9 protein-coding genes are annotated in these 17,390 nt (G+C 47.2%); 5 read left to right on the top strand and 4 right to left on the bottom strand.

From position 1 onward, the window contains the following. Positions 1-255: 255 nt before the first annotated feature. The gene (locus A3860_RS26860; RefSeq protein ID WP_081152106.1) at positions 256-807 is read left to right on the top strand and encodes a YqgE/AlgH family protein; all 552 of its coding nucleotides are present in this window, start codon (positions 256-258) and stop codon (positions 805-807) included. A gap of 137 nt (positions 808-944) precedes the next feature. On the opposite strand, the gene A3860_RS26855 is transcribed toward A3860_RS26860, so the two are convergent. Further along, positions 945-1,580, bottom strand: coding sequence for an outer membrane beta-barrel protein (locus A3860_RS26855; protein WP_081152103.1), 636 nt, complete (start codon positions 1,578-1,580; stop codon positions 945-947). Between the two features lie 30 nt (positions 1,581-1,610). After that, the gene (locus tag A3860_RS26850; protein WP_081152101.1) at positions 1,611-2,252 is read right to left on the bottom strand and encodes a DUF4136 domain-containing protein; all 642 of its coding nucleotides are present in this window, start codon (positions 2,250-2,252) and stop codon (positions 1,611-1,613) included. Positions 2,253-2,598: 346 nt separating this feature from the next. On the opposite strand from A3860_RS26850, the gene recG reads away from it, so the two are divergent. From recG to A3860_RS26830, 4 genes are all read left to right on the top strand, one after another. Next, positions 2,599-4,728 (top strand): ATP-dependent DNA helicase RecG, encoded by a 2,130-nt coding sequence (gene recG, locus A3860_RS26845; RefSeq protein ID WP_081152340.1) that lies wholly within the window; start codon positions 2,599-2,601, stop codon positions 4,726-4,728. Between the two features lie 252 nt (positions 4,729-4,980). Next, on the top strand, positions 4,981-8,649 hold the full coding sequence (locus A3860_RS26840) for a DUF7948 domain-containing protein (protein ID WP_081152098.1): 3,669 nt from the start codon (positions 4,981-4,983) through the stop codon (positions 8,647-8,649). 194 nt (positions 8,650-8,843) lie between these two features. Continuing rightward, complete coding sequence (locus A3860_RS26835) at positions 8,844-9,875, top strand: PorP/SprF family type IX secretion system membrane protein (RefSeq protein ID WP_245843635.1); 1,032 nt, start codon at positions 8,844-8,846, stop codon at positions 9,873-9,875. Positions 9,876-9,943: 68 nt separating this feature from the next. Continuing rightward, positions 9,944-13,606, top strand: a complete 3,663-nt coding sequence (locus A3860_RS26830; protein ID WP_245843634.1) for a DUF7948 domain-containing protein — start codon at positions 9,944-9,946, stop codon at positions 13,604-13,606. 93 nt (positions 13,607-13,699) lie between these two features. On the opposite strand, the gene A3860_RS26825 is transcribed toward A3860_RS26830, so the two are convergent. Further along, the gene (locus tag A3860_RS26825) at positions 13,700-14,596 is read right to left on the bottom strand and encodes an aldo/keto reductase (protein ID WP_081152334.1); all 897 of its coding nucleotides are present in this window, start codon (positions 14,594-14,596) and stop codon (positions 13,700-13,702) included. Between the two features lie 90 nt (positions 14,597-14,686). Continuing rightward, a complete protein-coding gene (locus A3860_RS26820) occupies positions 14,687-17,035 on the bottom strand; it encodes a glycoside hydrolase family 2 TIM barrel-domain containing protein (RefSeq protein WP_081152093.1) in 2,349 nt (782 codons plus the stop codon). Positions 17,036-17,390 lie beyond the last annotated feature (355 nt).

Below are 17,390 nucleotides of genomic sequence, written 5' to 3'. Positions count from 1 at the left end.
TTATCTACCGGTTCTCTTTTACAACTTTTCTCCTTCCCTGAAACGGGAAGCACTCCTCTCATAGCAGATAATTTTAACCGGCAAATTTAATAAACGAATTTAGTGTTCCCGAGGACACGAATTTCGTATCCTATGGTTTAACTTAGATTTACCAATCCCGCCAAAGCGGGATGCTAACTTAGAAAAGTTTTATTGAAACGCTAATTTTTTTGAACAATCATTTTGGTTACCCGTTTTATGTGCTAATTTAGAAATATGGTAAATCCAGGACCAGGCATATTACTCATTGCAGAACCGTTCTTGAAGGACCCGAATTTTAGCCGAACAGTTGTTTTTCTCTGCGACCATCAGGAAGAAGGCAGCTTTGGTTTTGTAATAAACCGGGTATTCGGACACACCCTGAACGAGCTGATGAACGATCTGGATGAGCTCAAATTACCCGTATTTTATGGCGGACCGGTTCAAATGGATACCATTCATTTCCTGCATCAATACCCCGATCTTATACCAGGCAGCTATGAAGTGCTGGATGGTATTTACTGGGGCGGCGATTTTGAAACGGCCATTACCCTCATCAAGGCTGGTTCTATTGACACTACAAAGATCCGTTTTTTTATAGGTTACTCCGGCTGGGGCAGCGGCCAGCTCAATGATGAATTGAAAGAAAAATCATGGCTTACCGCGCAGGCCACCCGCAAGCTGGTATTTCACCGCAAGGCCGATGAAATATGGAAAGAATCGCTGCGGCACCTTGGTGGCGATTATGAAATGATGGCCAATTTCCCCGTTGATCCGCAATTGAATTAATACCCCCCAGCCCCCTAAAGGGGGCGCTGAATACAACGCAGATACATAAAACATAAAAGGGTACAAGTTGAACAACCTGTACCCTGACCCCTGTAATTCTTTTCTTCCTCCCCTATAGGGGCGGGGGTGTGGCCTGCTTAATGCAACGGGAACTTCACCCCAACACCAGCGCCCCAATTATTGAGGTTATTGATGCCTTCTTCTTTATACGGCATGTAATTATACGCGCCAAATACATGTATGCCGGCCGGACCGTCCTTCCTGAACGAAATAAGCACGCCTGCTTGGGGCCGGGCGGCAAACTTGAAAGAAGATCTTGAATTTTCAAACTCACCCAGGTATTGGTCAAACACGATCATATTGCCACCAACGCCTACACCCACATAGGGTTGCACCATATTGTGCGGCATAAAGCGGTACTGAAATTCGGCCAGCAGGGGTATGGTTTGAATGGAATTGGTTAATACGGCCGATACCTCGCCCCCCTCTGCCAGCTTATATACGGCGCGGGGATATTTTTGATAGAAATCCTGGAAACCGGTCCCTACCCCTACAGATATTTTATCGGTTATATTGTACAACAGGTTGGCCGTCCACCCGCGGAAGGAGGTTTTATCAACCGCATCAGTTTTAAAAGAACCCGAGGGTATGCCAATGGAATAATTGAGATCGAGTTGTAATTCACGTTCCTGGGCTTTGGTGGCAAAGGGCATATACGTTACAAACAATACACTGGTTATCAATAGCAAAGCCGTCCTCAACTGCGTTTTCATATCTTACACTTTTAATTGTTCATGATGAATTCATTGCGACACTTTAAAATAAGGGCTCTGGTCAAAGAGGGCCTGCACGCCGTTGTTAGCGGTTGAAACGCTAAAGACGCCCGAACCCCTCACAAGCCCACTCCAGATGCCGCTTATTTTGTTGGTTTGTTTGGCATCTCTCAGGTTAAAAATATCGATCGACATGGCCCCTTCGGTAATGGAGTAGGTGCCCAAATAATACGAGGGGAAATAATACCCGTAACCGCCATACCCCCAATAGTAGGGGTCCCAATAGGAGCCATAATAGGGATCCCAATACGAGCCATAATCAAACACACCCGTTGAGGTATTGTAAATACGGCTTATGGTAATGCCTAGGTCGGGATTCTGATCGCGGGATACCTGCGTATAGCCGCGCTGTACAAGCCGGGTTTTCACTGCATTAATATAGGCTGCATCTACATCGGTGAGCACTTTACCCTGCAACTGGTTGTTGCTGATAACGGCTACCGAGTCGGCGATACTGAAGGTGTGAAAGGAACCGAAATTCACCGAATCGGCGTGTTTGGTGATATATATTTGCCCTTCATCACCCTGGAGGTTCTTTACCGGGTCTTTTTTGCAACTGGCGAGGGCAAGGAGGCCAGAGGCCATTAGCACTGTAACTATTATTTTCTTCATAACTGACTGGTTTTAACATTCCGGATATAAAATTGAAACAAAGGCAATGCCTGAAGGTTTGCAATCCGCATTCCTTAACAGTGCAGTAACATTATATAAAAACATTGAATATGAGGGAGTAAGACAGTTCGTACCTTCTTCGTTCTTTGACTACCCCTTCCCCAGGAAAACACTAACCCATTTACTACCCCTTTCCTTAGGAAATGGGTAGTGCAGGTACGCCCCCAATACGGCCCTGGAACGAAGCCGGGGTAGTGCAGTAATTTATCTGTAATCGCGTTTACAACCGAAAGGCAGCAACTGCATTCTGGTATTCGTTGCCTTTAGCCTTGTTGCCTCGTTGCCTTTGCTTTATTTTTGCCCCATAAAAGGAACTGTCGACATATTAGCCAATCCCATTGAGTACCTGAAGGGTGTGGGGCCGCAACGGGCCGACCTGCTCAAAAAAGAGCTGAACATCTACACATTTAAAGACCTGCTCGAACTGGTTCCCTACCGTCATATCGATAAAACCAAAGTGAACCTGGTGCGGGAGATCACCCCCCAAACCGATTTCATACAAATAGCCGGCGTAATTACCAGCACCGGCATCATGGGCGAAAAAAGAAGTAAACGCCTGGTGGCCGAAATAAGGGATTCAACCGGCACGCTTGAACTGGTGTGGTTCCAGGGCATTAACTGGATACAAAAAATGCTCATTGTTGGGCAAACCTACCTGGTTTACGGTAAAGTGAGTTTTTTTCAGGGACAGCCCCAGATCACCCACCCCGAATTGGAGAATTTCAGCCGTGAAAAAATGGAAGGCAAAAGCTCCCTGGAGCCTGTATACTCCAGCACAGAAAAATTAAAATCCCGGGGAATGGGAGGCAGACAAATCGGGCATTTTACAGAAACTTTGATTAAATTGTTACAGGAAAATAATATTCCTGAAATACTACCTGAATCCATATTGCAACCCCTGCAACTGATGCCGCGTTTCAAGGCTTTTGTAAACATGCATTTTCCGCCCGACCCTGAAACCTGGCAAAAGGCAATAGACCGGTTGAAATTTGAAGAGTTTTTCATTGCACAGATACGTATGGGCCTGTTGCGACAGCAGCGGCACCGCTATTCAAGAGGCGTAGTGTTTGGCCAGGTGGGTGAGATATTCAATAGCTTTTATGAGAAGTATCTGCCATTTGAATTAACCGGCGCACAAAAAAGGGTAATAAAAGAAATTAGACGCGATACAGGCAGCGGCAAACAAATGAACCGCCTGCTGCAAGGTGATGTAGGAAGTGGTAAAACCATTGTGGCCCTGTTGGTGGCCCTGCTGGCCATCGATAACGGCTACCAGGGTTGCCTTATGGCGCCTACCGAAATACTGACCCAGCAACATTTCAACAATATCAGCGGCCTGTTAAAAGAACTGCCGCTAAAAGTGCGAATGCTGACGGGATCAACGAAAACCCGTGAACGAAAAGAAATATTGAAGGAACTGGAGGAAGGTTCCATTCATTTTTTGATCGGCACCCACGCTTTGCTGGAAGATACAGTGCAATTCAAGAACCTGGGGCTGGCCATTGTTGATGAACAGCACCGTTTTGGCGTAGCGCAACGCGCCAGGTTATGGAATAAAGCGGCCGTTCCGCCACATGTGCTGGTGATGACCGCCACGCCTATTCCGCGCACCCTGGCCATGACGGCCTACGGCGATCTTGATACCAGTATAATTGATGAGCTGCCACCCAACCGAAAACCTATTTTAACCGTACATCGTTATGAGACTGTTCGCAGCCAGGTAATGAGTTTTATCAAGGCAGAAATTACGAAGGGACGACAGGCATATATTATTTTTCCGCTCATTGAAGAATCAGAGAAACTGGATTATGAAAACCTGATGAAGGGTTATGAAAATGTGCAGGCATATTTTCCGGAACCCAACTATTGGATCAGTATGGTGCATGGCCGGCAAACAAACGAAGTGCGTACTACCAATATGCAACGTTTTAAGACCGCCGACACTCAGATCATGGTTGGTACTACGGTGATTGAAGTAGGTGTGGATGTGCCCAATGCAAGCGTAATGGTAATAGAGAATGCCGAGAAATTCGGTCTTTCCCAATTACACCAGTTACGGGGCCGTGTGGGGCGTGGAGCCGAAAAAAGCTTTTGCATATTATTATCCGGTTCAAAACTGAACAATGATGCCCGGGAACGGTTAAAGATCATGTGTGCTACGAACGATGGATTCAAAATAGCAGAGAAAGATCTTGAACTGCGTGGTCCCGGTGATATTGAGGGCACCCGGCAAAGCGGCGCATTGAATTTTAAACTGGCCAGCATCGTTCAGGATAAAAAGTGGCTCGAGATTGCCCGCGAAATGTCGGAACGCCTGCTTGAAGCCGATCCTGATCTGGCTTCGGCAACAAATTTGCAGCTTAAAAATTACCTGCAATCGCTCACAGGAAAAACCGCCTGGAGCAAAATTTCGTAGGTATGTGAGCATCATAAACCAACACTGCTTCTTATGCATTTTTACAATTTTACGCATCGGTGTAAGTTGTAAATGCGAACTGCTTACAAGAATCAAGGTCTGTTGAAAGCGTAGCATCGTACTTTTAAATTAATTCCTTCTTCTACTATTTCATCATACGCTGCAAGAGCTTAATATGTGCTTAATATTAAGCAGGCAGGTAAGAAGTGAATAGAATAAACGTTTATTTTAATAACTGAAAACTGACAGGCATTGGGCAGAATTAGTTTGATCATACTTCTTCTTACCACTTTAACCCTTGAATCACTTGCTCAAGGGGGGCCTTCTACATTTGAGTTTACTGAAAATAAAGGTCAGTGGGAAAGCAAAATAAAATTCAAAGGTGAACTGCCGGCAGGCGAATTCTACCTGCATCCAAACGGCTTCACTGTTGTGCAGCATAATACTGATGATCTGTTGCGTTACTTTCAACGCCAACACGGCGCCGTTGATGGCAATACCGGTTCTACCCAGTCCAACGCGCGAACCGGTAAACACAAAGGCGATTTTCAACCCCAAAAACCGGGCAACGATGGCGATGGCAATTCCAGCTTCATCATTCGGTCACATGCTTACCAGGTTCAGTTCCCCGGCGCATCGGCCAGTCCCGAAATAGTACCCGATAAACCCCTGTCAACCTACAGCAACTATTTTATCGGCAACGATCCATCAAAATGGGCCAGCAACGTAAAGATCTTTCAGGCAGTGCTGTACAAGAACGTTTATCCCAATATTGATATCCGTTATTATTCAGAGAACGGCCAGCTGAAATACGACTTCATTGTGAACCCCGGCGGCAATGTGAACAGCATCCTTATGCGCTACGAAGGGGCCGATAAACTGGTCATAAAGAACAATGAGCTCATTGTAAAAACCTCGGTAGGCGATGTACGGGAACTGTACCCCTACTCCTATCAGTTCGATCAGCTGAAAGGCAAACAGGAAACACCCTGCTCCTATGAGCTGGCCGATAAAAACACGGTACGCTTTAAAGTAGGCAACTACTCAAAAAATAATACGCTCATTATTGACCCTTCCCTCATCTTTTCCTCCTTCACCGGCAGCAAGGCGGGCCAATATGGTTTTACCGCCACGCCCGGCCCCGATGGGTCGTTATTTTCGGGCGGTATTGTATTCGGGAACGGGTTCCCTACATCGCCCGGCGCTTACCAAACCTCGTACCAGGGCGGTTCGGCCAATGGCGGTAACGATATGGGCATATTCAAGTTCAGCCCCGATGGCTCGCAACGCGTTTATGCCACTTACCTGGGCGGCGAAGGAAACGATTATCCGCATAGTCTTATCTGTGACCCGCAGGGTAACCTGGTTGTTATGGGTAGAACTTATTCATCCCGCTATCCGGGCACACTTATAGGCCCGGGCGGCGGCGCCGATATTTGCGTTACCAAATTAAATGCAGCCGGAACCGGTATCATTGGTTCACTGCGTATTGGCGGTTCGGGCGCCGATGGCGTGAACATCAGCGACCTGCAGGAAGGCGGTTCCATCAACCTTACTTCTACCCTGCGTTTTTATGGCGACGATTCGCGCAGCGAAGTTACCCTCGACGGTGCGGGAAATATATATGTTGCAGCCCAATCACGTTCCGGTGATTTCAAGGCCATCGGTCCTGTATTTCAATCTACTTCGGGTGGCAGCCAGGATGGCGTGGTAATAAAAATAGATCCTAATTGTACCGGCGTTTTATGGAGCAGCTATTTGGGCGGCTCAGGCGATGATGGCGCTTTTGTTATAGCCGTAGACCCTGCCACCAATGATATTTATGTAGGGGGCGCCACCACCAGTGGTAATTTCCCCGGCAATAAAACAGGCGTTTACCAGGCCGGCGGCCAGGGCGGTACAGATGGTTTTGTGGCCCAGATCGCGAACGATGGTTCTTCTATCATTCGCAGTACGTATATGGGTACCGGTAATTTTGATGCAGTGTATGGTATCAAGTTCGATAAATTGAGTATCCCATACATTATGGGTATTACCGAAGGTACCTGGCCCATTATAAATGCCGCTTATAATGGGGGTAAAAGCTGCCAGTTCATAGGCAAGCTGAAACCCGACCTGTCGGGCTTTACGTATTCCACCACATTTGGCACCGGCGCTGGCAAACCGAATATTTCGCCGGTGGCCTTCCTTGTTGACCGTTGCGAAAATGTATATATCAGCGGCTGGGGCGGCTGGATCTCGACCAGCGGCCGCGACCCCTTCAATATGTCGGGCGTAGCTGGTATGCCTGTTACACCTGATGCCTTAAAATCAATTACCGATAACCACGATTTTTATTTTATAGTTATAAAGAAAGATGCCGCCAGCCTGTTGTATGGCAGCTTCTTTGGTCAAAGCGGCGGTGAGGGCGAACACGTAGATGGCGGCACCAGCCGGTACGATGCCCAGGGAGTTATTTACCAGGCCATTTGCGCCAACTGCTTTGGCAGCTCGGTAGGTGCTATTTCGGTTCCCTACCCCATAACGCCAGGCGTATGGGGACCAACCAATGGCACCGGCACCTCAAACTGTAACCTGGCGGCAGCCAAGATCTCTTTTAATTTTGCCGGCGTAGCTGCGGGGCCTCAATCTTATTTCAACAATGTGGTTGATACGTTGGGTTGTGTGCCTTTCACGGTTACCCTGAAAGATACCATCCTCAATGCCAAAACTTATATCTGGACGTTCAATGATGGTACGCCCGATGAAACTACCACCAACACCGAAGTAACGCATACTTTTTCTGCCATCGGCAACTACCGGGTGCGCCTGATCGGTATTGATTCTACCACCTGTAACATCAGGGACACGGCCTATGTAACCATTCATGTGCGCGACGACAAGGCCGATCTGGCATTTCTGTCAACGAAATTACCGCCCTGTCAGTCGTTGCTGTACCAGTTCGACAATACCACTACCTTCCCGCCCACCAAACCCTTTAAGGCCAGCAGCTTTACCTGGGATTTTGGCGACGGCACGCGGGTAACGCCAGGCCCCATAACCATACAACATTCGTTTGCATCGGCAGGCACGTATAAAACAAAACTGATCCTGAACGATACCAGCTATTGTAACACGCCCGATTCGGTGACGAAGGAATTGCGGGTATCGCCGCTGGTTGATGCGCGGTTCGAAACACCGCCATCGGGCTGCGCGCCCTATACGGCCATCTTCAATAACACCTCACTGGCTGGCCAGCAGTTCTTTTGGGATTTTGGCGATGGCACTACCTCTACCGACGTAAACCCGGTGCATGTGTACAATAACATCGGTACTTATCATGTGACGCTGGTAGCTGTTGACAGCAGCACCTGTAATATCACTGACACCACGTCAATGGATATTGGCGTGCATCCGCTGCCAACTGCCGAATTCTCGTTTGCGCCGGTTCCGCCACAAACCAATAAACCCACCGTATTCACCAATTTATCAACCGGTGGCACCCGGTATGTGTGGTTATTTGGCGATGGCGACAGTACCACTAAAACAACCATGGATACCGTAGCCCATCAGTATAATGAAACAGCCACCTTCAATGCATGCCTCATTACCTTTAACGAATTTGAATGCAGCGATACGGCCTGCCATGCCGTGCAGGCGGTCATTGATCCGTTGCTCGATGTGCCCAATGCCTTTACACCGGGCCGTTTTGGGAAGAACAGCTATATCTCTGTAGTTGGGTTTGGCATTGCGAAAATGACCTGGCGCATTTATAACCGGTGGGGAACAATGGTATTTGAGACCAATAACAGGAAAATAGGCTGGGATGGCTCGTACAAGGGTCAGCCGCAACCTATGGATGTATATGCATATACACTTGATGTAGAATTTTCTGACGGAAGAAAGCTCAGAAAAACCGGGGATATAACATTGATAAGGTAGCTAATTCACTATTGAGATTCCTATTAATCAATAACCTGTGGAATACTTTAGTAAATAATACGTTAAAGCGGGATAAATACTTTGACGTAGTTCAACAAATTGTAATTTTAGACAGGTGGTTTATGACAAAATTTATATCTAATCAAACAGTGTGGCCTCCTGTGACCCGGGAAACAATAAACCGATATCTAAGAATGGCGCTGCTGCCCGTATTGGGTGCTGTGTGTTTTTGTTATCAGGCAGCTGGCCAGGACCTTCATTTCTCGCAATGGTTTAACTCCCCGCTCACAACCAATCCGGCCAACACCGGGTTTATACCCGACGCCGATTACCGGTTGGGTATAAACTATCGCAACCAATGGTCAACGATCATGAGCGTTCCATACAAGACCATGAGCATTTGGGGCGATGCCCAGGTGTTCAGAGACCGTATTGAAAGCGGCTGGCTGGGCCTTGGCGGCCTTATTTTGCGCGATGTGGCCGGTTCAGGCAGCCTGACCTCTACCAAAATATATGGTTCTGCAGCCTATCACCAAATGCTGGGGGTAGCACACTTATTATCGTTCGGCTTTAATGTGGGCTGGGCCAATAAACGCATCAATACCACCGATCTGAAATTTCCCGATCAGTTCGATGGCAAATTCTTCGACAGCAATTTACCTACCAGCGTGGTGCTCGATGCGCCCAATATTAATTATTTCGATATGCAGGTGGGCGTAAACTACGCTTACTTCCCTACCGATAAACTGTATTTAAATGGCGGTATTTCTGTGATGCACCTCAACCAGCCAAGCGAGTCATTCTTTACTACGCCCGATTCATTAAGCGGGTACGATTCGCGGGTTGCCCGCCGGTACAATCTTTTTGTAAACGCCAGCTTTAAACTGAACGACCAGGTGATCCTGAATCCAATGGCTTATTACAGCACCACGTCAAAAGCAAGTGAAATGGTAGCCGGTGGTAATGTTCAGTATAATTTATCGGGCGATGGCGAAACACAACTTATAGGTGGTTTATATTATCGCGCCGGCGATGCGGTTATTCCCATGATAGGCTTTGAATGGAAGGCGATCAGGCTCATGTTTACATATGACGCTACCACTTCTTCCCTGAACAAGTACAATCATTCCCGCGGTGCTTTTGAATTTGCGTTGATGCGGCCGGGATTCTATAATGATTACAATGGTGACAGAAGACAATCTATGTGTCCATCGTTCAAATATTAAACCTTTGCCGTGGTTCATAATCAGTATCATTGCAACCTTCCTATTATTACACTTTGAAAACACGAATTTTGGTTAAGAAAAGTCTGATCGTTGTAGCGCTGCTCATTACCGGCGTTATACAGCTGGCTGCGCAAGGACCTGCCACATTTGAATTTACCGAGAACAAAGGGCAATGGGATAAACAGGTTACATACAAAGGTCAACTGCCTGCAGGTAACTTCTTCCTGCAAAAGAACGGGTTTACCGTTGTACAACATAATACAGATGACCTGCAACTGGTACGCGACGACCACCAGCAACAGCTAGCCAACGGAGCCAGTACAAATCTTTCAAACAAAAACATAAAGCCTTTAAACAATCCCCGGCTGCGGCGTTTTGATTCAAGCTTCGATGTACGGTCACATGCTTATACCGTACAATTTATTGGCGCGGCAGAAAATCCTGAGATAGTGCCCGATAAAGTACTGCCTGGTTACAGCAATTATATTATCGGCAACGACCCTTCAAAATGGAGAAGCTTTGTAAAAAGCTGCGGGGCGGTGTTGTATAAAAATATTTACCCCAATATTGACGTACGCTATTACTCCGAGAACGGCCGGTTGAAATACGATATCATCGTTAACCCCGGTGGTGATGTAAACAATATTGCCATGCGATACGATGGGGCCGATAAACTTTCTATAAAGAACAGCGAACTGGTCATTAAAACAAGCGTGGGCAATGTGCGGGAATTGTATCCTTACTCGTACCAGTTTGACCCGCAGCATGGGAAACAGGAAACACCCTGCGCCTATAAGATCGAAGGCAAAAATATTGTGCGGTTTAAAACAGGCGACTATTCAAAGACCAGCACGCTGGTGATAGACCCGTCCATAATATTCTCCTCGTTTACAGGCAGCGCCATTGATGAATGGGGTTATACGGCCACGCCGGGCCCTGATGGCTCGTTCTTCTCAGGCGGTATTGTATTTGGAAGCGGCTTCCCTACTTCACCGGGCGCTTATAAAACCACCTATACCCGCGGTGGGCAAAAGGGGGTCGATATGAGCATCTTTAAGTTCAGCCCCGATGGCAGCAGCCGGGTTTATGCTACCTACCTGGGTGGCAGCGCCGATGAATTTCCACACAGTCTTTATTGCGATCCCCAGGGCAACCTGGTCATCTTGGGTAGAACCTATTCAAACGTTTCCTATCCCGGCACGTTGGTTGGAACCGGCGGCGCCTGCGATATGGTGGTCACCAAATTAAACGCCAGCGGTTCGGCCCTCATAGGTTCGCTGCGTATTGGCGGTTCGGGTAATGATGGTTTGAATATTGAAGACCAGATGGAGACCAGCAGGCATAAGATAACCTCCCTGCTCCGCAACTATGGTGACGATTCGCACAGCGAAGTGATCCTGGATGGCAATGGTTATATATACGTTGCCGGACAATCGCAGTCAGATTTTCCAACCACAGCGAATGCCTTTCAAAAAACAAGGGCCGGCGGTCAGGATGGTGTGGTGCTTAAAATAGACCCTAATTGTTCAAGCGTTATCTGGAGCAGCTTTTTAGGCGGCTCGGCAGATGACGCGGCTTTTGTACTGGCCCTGCGCCCATCAACCCAGGAGATCTATGTAGCCGGCGGTACCGCCAGCAGTGACCTGAAGGGTACTATTTCCGGGTTCAGCAGCGGGGTTTTAAGCGGCAGCCAGGTTAGCGGTTCAATTGATGGCTATGTTTCTATTATTTCAAATGATGGCACTACGCTTCAACGCACCATGTACCTGGGCACTGCGGCGACCGATATTATTTATGGCATTCAGTTCGACAGAAATAATTTTCCTTACGTATTAGGTGTAACCCGCGGTGACTGGCCGGTGATCAATGCAGCCTATAGCAATGCCAGTGCCCGGCAGTTCGTAACCAAATTGAACCCCGACCTAACCAGTATAGCCTACTCCACTGTATTCGGAAGCGGCACCAAACCGAATATTTCGCCGGTGGCTTTCCTCGTTGACCGTTGTGAGAACGTATATGTATCTGGTTGGGGCGGCTGGTATTTACCACCGGCTGCCGAGGCAGATCCTTATGATCTCGCCGGTACAGCGGGTATGCCTGTTACATCCGATGCATTGAAATCTGTGACGGATAACCGCGATTTTTATTTCATAGTGCTTGCACGAAATTCGTCCTCTTTATTATACGGTTCTTTCTTTGGCCAGGATGGCGGTTTGGGCGAACATGTTGATGGCGGTACCAGCCGCTACGATCAACAGGGCGCCATTTACCAGGCTATTTGCGCCAATTGTTATGGCTCAAATGCCGGCCAAATAACCAAGGCTTATCCCACCACAAGCGGGGTATGGGCCCCCCGGAACGGGGCCGGAGATATGGGTTGCAACCTGGGCGCCGTGAAGATCGCATTCAATTTTGCGGGTGTAGGTTCGGGCCCCAAGGCTTACTTTAATGGGGTATTCGATACCGTTGGTTGCGTTCCCTTTACGGTTACCTTCAAGGATACAGTACTGGATGCCAAAAGCTATATATGGAATTTCGGCGACGGATCGCCCGATGTTGCCACTGCCAATTACGATGTTACGCATACCTTCAATGCAGTAGGCAACTACCGCATCCGCCTCATTGCCATTGACTCGGCAACCTGTAACATCGCGGATACTGCGTATGTGAACATTCATGTGCGGGACGACCCCAGCGATCTTGATTTTACGGTTACCAAACTACCGCCCTGTCAATCGTTGCTATACGAATTTGTAAATACGTCAACCTTCCCGGCTACCAAGCCTTTCAAGGCCAGCAGCTTTACCTGGGATTTTGGCGATGGCACCCGTGTAACGCCCGGCAGCCAAACCATTCAGCATTCGTATGCCACGGCAGGCACTTATAAAACAAAACTTATTTTAAACGATACGGCGTACTGTAACTCGCCCGATTCTGTAACCAAAGACCTGCGGGTATCGCCGCTGGTTGACGCCCGGTTCGAAACCCCCACTACGGGTTGTGCGCCCTATACGGCCATTTTCAATAACACTTCGCTGGCAGGACAAACATTTTACTGGGATTTTGGCGATGGCAGCCAATCAAACGATGTAAACCCCATTCATGATTACCCGAATGTGGGAACCTATACGGTTACACTGATAGCCGTTGATTCAAATACCTGTAATATTGCCGACACCACTTCCATGCAAATAAACGTTTATCCCAAACCAGTGGCCGGCTTTTCATTTGCACCTGTACCGCCAACAGTGAACAAGCCTATCATCTTTACCAACCTGTCGACCGGAGGTGCTGAATACAAGTGGCTCTTTGGCGATGGCGATTCCGTTATAAAGAAAACGATGGATACGGTTAGCCATCAGTATAACGCTACCGGTACTTTTGAGGCCTGCCTGGTTGCGTATTCAACCAGTGGTTGTACCGATACCGCCTGTAAACAGGTAGATGCACTTATTAATCCCCTGCTCGATGTGCCCAATGCCTTTACACCCGGCCGTTTTGGCCGTAACAGCTATATAAGCGTAACCGGGTTTGGTATTGCCAAAATGAGCTGGAAAATTTATAACCGCTGGGGCAAACTGGTGTTTGCGACTGAAGACCGGCATGCGGGCTGGGATGGAAATTATAATGGCCAGCCCCAACCCATGGATGTGTATGCGTACACGTTAGACGTAGAATTCTTTGACGGAAAGAAACTTAGAAAAACAGGCGATATTACTTTAATACGATGAGAGGGGGTTAACAGCTGGTTACAGGTTTCAGGTTTCAGGTTACAGGTTCCATGGTTTTTGTATTCCCTGTAACCTGTAACTTGCAACTTGCATTTACCGGTGCTGTTCATACTTATTAGCTACAACGGCCTGCTGCAGTAACTCCATTTCCTGTGGAGTAAGTTTTCGTGAACCCAACACCCCCACCGCTTCTTCCAACTGCTGCACGGTCCTTATGCCCGCAACCACCGATGTAATGGCCGGGTGCTGTAACACAAACAGCAAAGCCGTTTGGGCCGCATTACGCTCATTGGTTGAAATTGATTGTACTGCAGCAGCGGCCTTCTCAACTTCCCGGGGCGAATAATTCAGATATGCTTTTAGTGGTTTATTTACCAGTAAGCCCTGCGCCACTGCCCCTCTTACCAGCACGCCGATATTGTTTTGCTGCAACAACGATAAGCAGGTTTCCTCGGGCCGGCGATCTAACAAACTGTACTGCATCATTACGCTTATGATATTCGAACGCTTTATATATTCCCTGATCACATTGGGGCGAATGGAGGAAATGCCGTAATGCCTGATCTTGCCCTGCTGTTTCAACAATTCAAATGCTTCAATGGTTTCGTCGATGGGGTCATCGATGGTACCACCATGCAGTTGGTACAGATCAAGGTAATCTGTTTGCAGGCGTTTCAGGCTCCCCTCTATTTGGGCCAGAATATATTCTTTACGCGGGTTCCAATCCCACCCGCTGCCATCGGCGCGCCATTGATTGCCCACCTTGGAGGCGAGGTATATTTTATCGCGATAGGGTTTTAATGCCTTACCAACAAACGCTTCATTCATGCCCTTCGCATACAGATCGGCCGTATCAAAGAAGTTGATGCCGAGGTCGAGCGCGCGGTGTAAGATGGTTTCATTGGCAGCAGCATCATCACCCAATGACATACAACCAAAACTTATGCGGCTGATACGCAGGTCAGCTTTTCCTAATTGTACATATTCCATGCTATAAAGGTAAAACTCCGGGCATAAAAAAAGTGTGGCACAGTTGCTCACCGTGCCACACTTAGATTATAAAACTTTAGTAGTGTTACATTACCATCTGAAATCGAAATAAATAGTACCGCCTATTTGGTCATTAGCGCTTTTCAGGCTCTTTGAAGCTACATTGTCAGCAGGCTTGGTACCCAAACCACTGATCTGGTTCATAAAGCCGATGTTACCATTATCAGGGAAAGGCGCTGTAGCAAACTCATTCAGCAGGGCGCCCTGTTTCAGCGGACTGAACATTTGCAGGAATACATTCTGCTGATCGGTATATAAAGTAAAGTTACCCATGTTTGTCTGGAACTGCACCCAGTAAATGTCGGCATGCCATCCTTTGAATTCAGAAGTGGTGTTTGGCTTGTTTGGTTTTTCCCATACGCCTAACTGCTGACCTTTAATGCGGTTCTTCCAAACATGGAAGGGACCACGGCCCATCCACTTTACACCCACGATCTTTTCTTCGGGATATTTGAAAGTGATACCGGTATATTCACCAGCTGGTTTCATTGAGTATTGGTATTCCATTTTCGGCAGTTCACCGGTGTGGAAGGTCCATTTTACATACAGGGTATTCTCCCCTTTATAAGTAACTTCTACAGTATGGGTATTCTCTTTTACCAGGTGTTTGAAATCGGCCATGGTATAATTCGAAACGCCAGCCAGGAACGGTCCGGTGAAAGCCAGGTCACGTTTACCTACATATACTTTGGTGATATTACCGGTCTTTTTATCGAAGATATAGTTGATACCATCGCACACCAGTGACAGGAAAGCATCCTCTTCGGTACGCATGATGGTGGAGATAGAAGCTACTTCAGGGCTTGTTTTCACCACATCTTCGGGCTTACGTATGGGTAAAGTCCAGGTATAAACCTCTTTATCATTTTTATCTGTTACCGTGAGCACCAGGGCATCAGCATACTGGAACTGTTGGGTAAAGGTAAATTTCAACTGGGCTTTTTCACCAGGGCCCGTAAAAGGCGATGGCATTACTCCTTCTTCAATGATCAGTGGCTCCAGCGTTTTCTGGGTGGCTTTGGGGAACAGCGCGAGTTTCCAGGCAAACTTCAACCTGCTGAGGTTGGTATACAGGAATTTGTTCTCAACTGTTAAGATACCGTTCCAGGTAGGGCTGATGTTGTTGAGATCAAAACCAAGCGGCGCCCATAATTCCTTGATGGTAAAATAGCTTGCCCACTTTTCTTTTGATTTCAGATCGTAGCCGCTGGCCGATTCAATGCCATTCTCATCGCGGTACGAAGCCAGGAAGGTCCCTGAGAACTTGGAAGACTTGCTCGCTTCGTTCCAGAAATCTTCTAACCCGGCCGCACGGCCACCATTATAGATACCGTTGCCGATCTCTGTAGGCGTGAACGCTTCGGTTCCGTACAGAATGGAATTGGCAACAGAATTGAAATCGGAATTCTTTTTATCGCCTTTACTCACCGGGTGAATTACATAGCGGCCCTGAATATCGTATGTGGCGAATTCTTTATCCAGTTCTTTATTGCTGGCATTTTCGGGACCGGTTGACCAGCATATTACTGAAGGGTGGTTCAGGCCACTGAACACCACATCCTTGATTAACTTCTTTGCATCGGAGCCGGAAAGCTCGCTGATTACAAACAATCCAATAGAATCGCAAAGGTCATAGAAATGCGGATCTACAGGATAGTAAGACAATCGCACGGCATTCATGTTCAGGTCCTTCATGGTGTTGATATCACTGAGGTATGCTTCTTCAGAGGAACGTGCATTGCCTAACTCGGCACTGCGGCGGTTGATACCTTTAAAGATCACCTTTATGCCATTAACGTAAATACCGTCGGGCTTTGATTCAACAGTTCTGAAACCGAATTTTTTAGTAAAAGTGTATAATACTTGTTGTGATGCGTCTTTTAAGGTTAATACAGCGGTGTACAAATGCGGGTTCTCAGGGTTCCATGTTCTGATCATGGAAAACTCCTTTTTAACTTCTGCATTTTCTGCAGCGGTTACGGGTACAGCATCGGCCAACGGTTTTCCGGTTGGGTCCAGTACCTGAAACTCGATCGATTGATTGGCTTGTATACCCTTACTAAACACCTGCATGGAAAAACTGCCAGATGCTTTAGCGTCGATAACCACCCGTTCTATATAAGAATCGAATGCCTTGCTGTTGGCCACCGGTTTGGCGTTGTCGCCATCATCATAGCCAAGCCATTGCTGGCCCAGCAGGCCTGGCAGCGGTATCTTCGCTCTAATATTGTTATTGGCACGATCGTTGGAACTGTACAGACCATACAACGCAGCATGGTCATTCATAGTCCCTAATTGCGGGAGGGTTGCTGTTCCCTGTGCAAGCGCCTGGGTAATCATCCCATGCATGATCAACAAATGCAGGATTGTCTTTTTCATTTCAGGTGTATGGATAAGTAGCTACTAAATAAGATATCAGACTTTACCGTTATAAAAACTACAAAACAGATCAATATAACCAGCCGGCAAGAATGAATACCTTGTATCCTTTTCTTCGGTTTTTGGTGGCGGGGTTATACGTTCCTATAGTTGTAACATGTTTTGTGATGCTGTATTGAACAGTAAGGGTACATTAACTGTTGTATTTACAACCCCACGCACATTTAATTACAGGAAACTCTATAGGTAGTTTCTACGAACGGTGCAATATAATACTAAATTTTGTTTTGTCTAAGCGTTTTAAGCCTTTCAATGTTCTTATATTTTACATGCCGTTTTAGCTTACTAATTTGCT

The organism is Niastella vici, from assembly GCF_002077945.1.
Taxonomy (GTDB): Bacteria; Bacteroidota; Bacteroidia; order Chitinophagales; family Chitinophagaceae; genus Niastella; species Niastella vici.
Note: the sequence above shows the minus strand (reverse complement) of the source record. Positions and strands in the feature narration are given on the sequence as shown.

What these genes read in the sequence shown, in the direction of transcription:
- A3860_RS26860 (WP_081152106.1), top strand. Translation starts at nt 256, where the DNA reads ATGGTAAATCCAGGACCAGGCATATTACTCATTGCAGAACCGTTCTTG.
- A3860_RS26855 (WP_081152103.1), bottom strand. Translation starts at nt 1,580, where the DNA reads ATGAAAACGCAGTTGAGGACGGCTTTGCTATTGATAACCAGTGTATTG.
- A3860_RS26850 (WP_081152101.1), bottom strand. Translation starts at nt 2,252, where the DNA reads ATGAAGAAAATAATAGTTACAGTGCTAATGGCCTCTGGCCTCCTTGCC.
- A3860_RS26835 (WP_245843635.1), top strand. Translation starts at nt 8,844, where the DNA reads ATGGCGCTGCTGCCCGTATTGGGTGCTGTGTGTTTTTGTTATCAGGCA.
- A3860_RS26825 (WP_081152334.1), bottom strand. Translation starts at nt 14,596, where the DNA reads ATGGAATATGTACAATTAGGAAAAGCTGACCTGCGTATCAGCCGCATA.
- A3860_RS26820 (WP_081152093.1), bottom strand. Translation starts at nt 17,035, where the DNA reads ATGAAAAAGACAATCCTGCATTTGTTGATCATGCATGGGATGATTACC.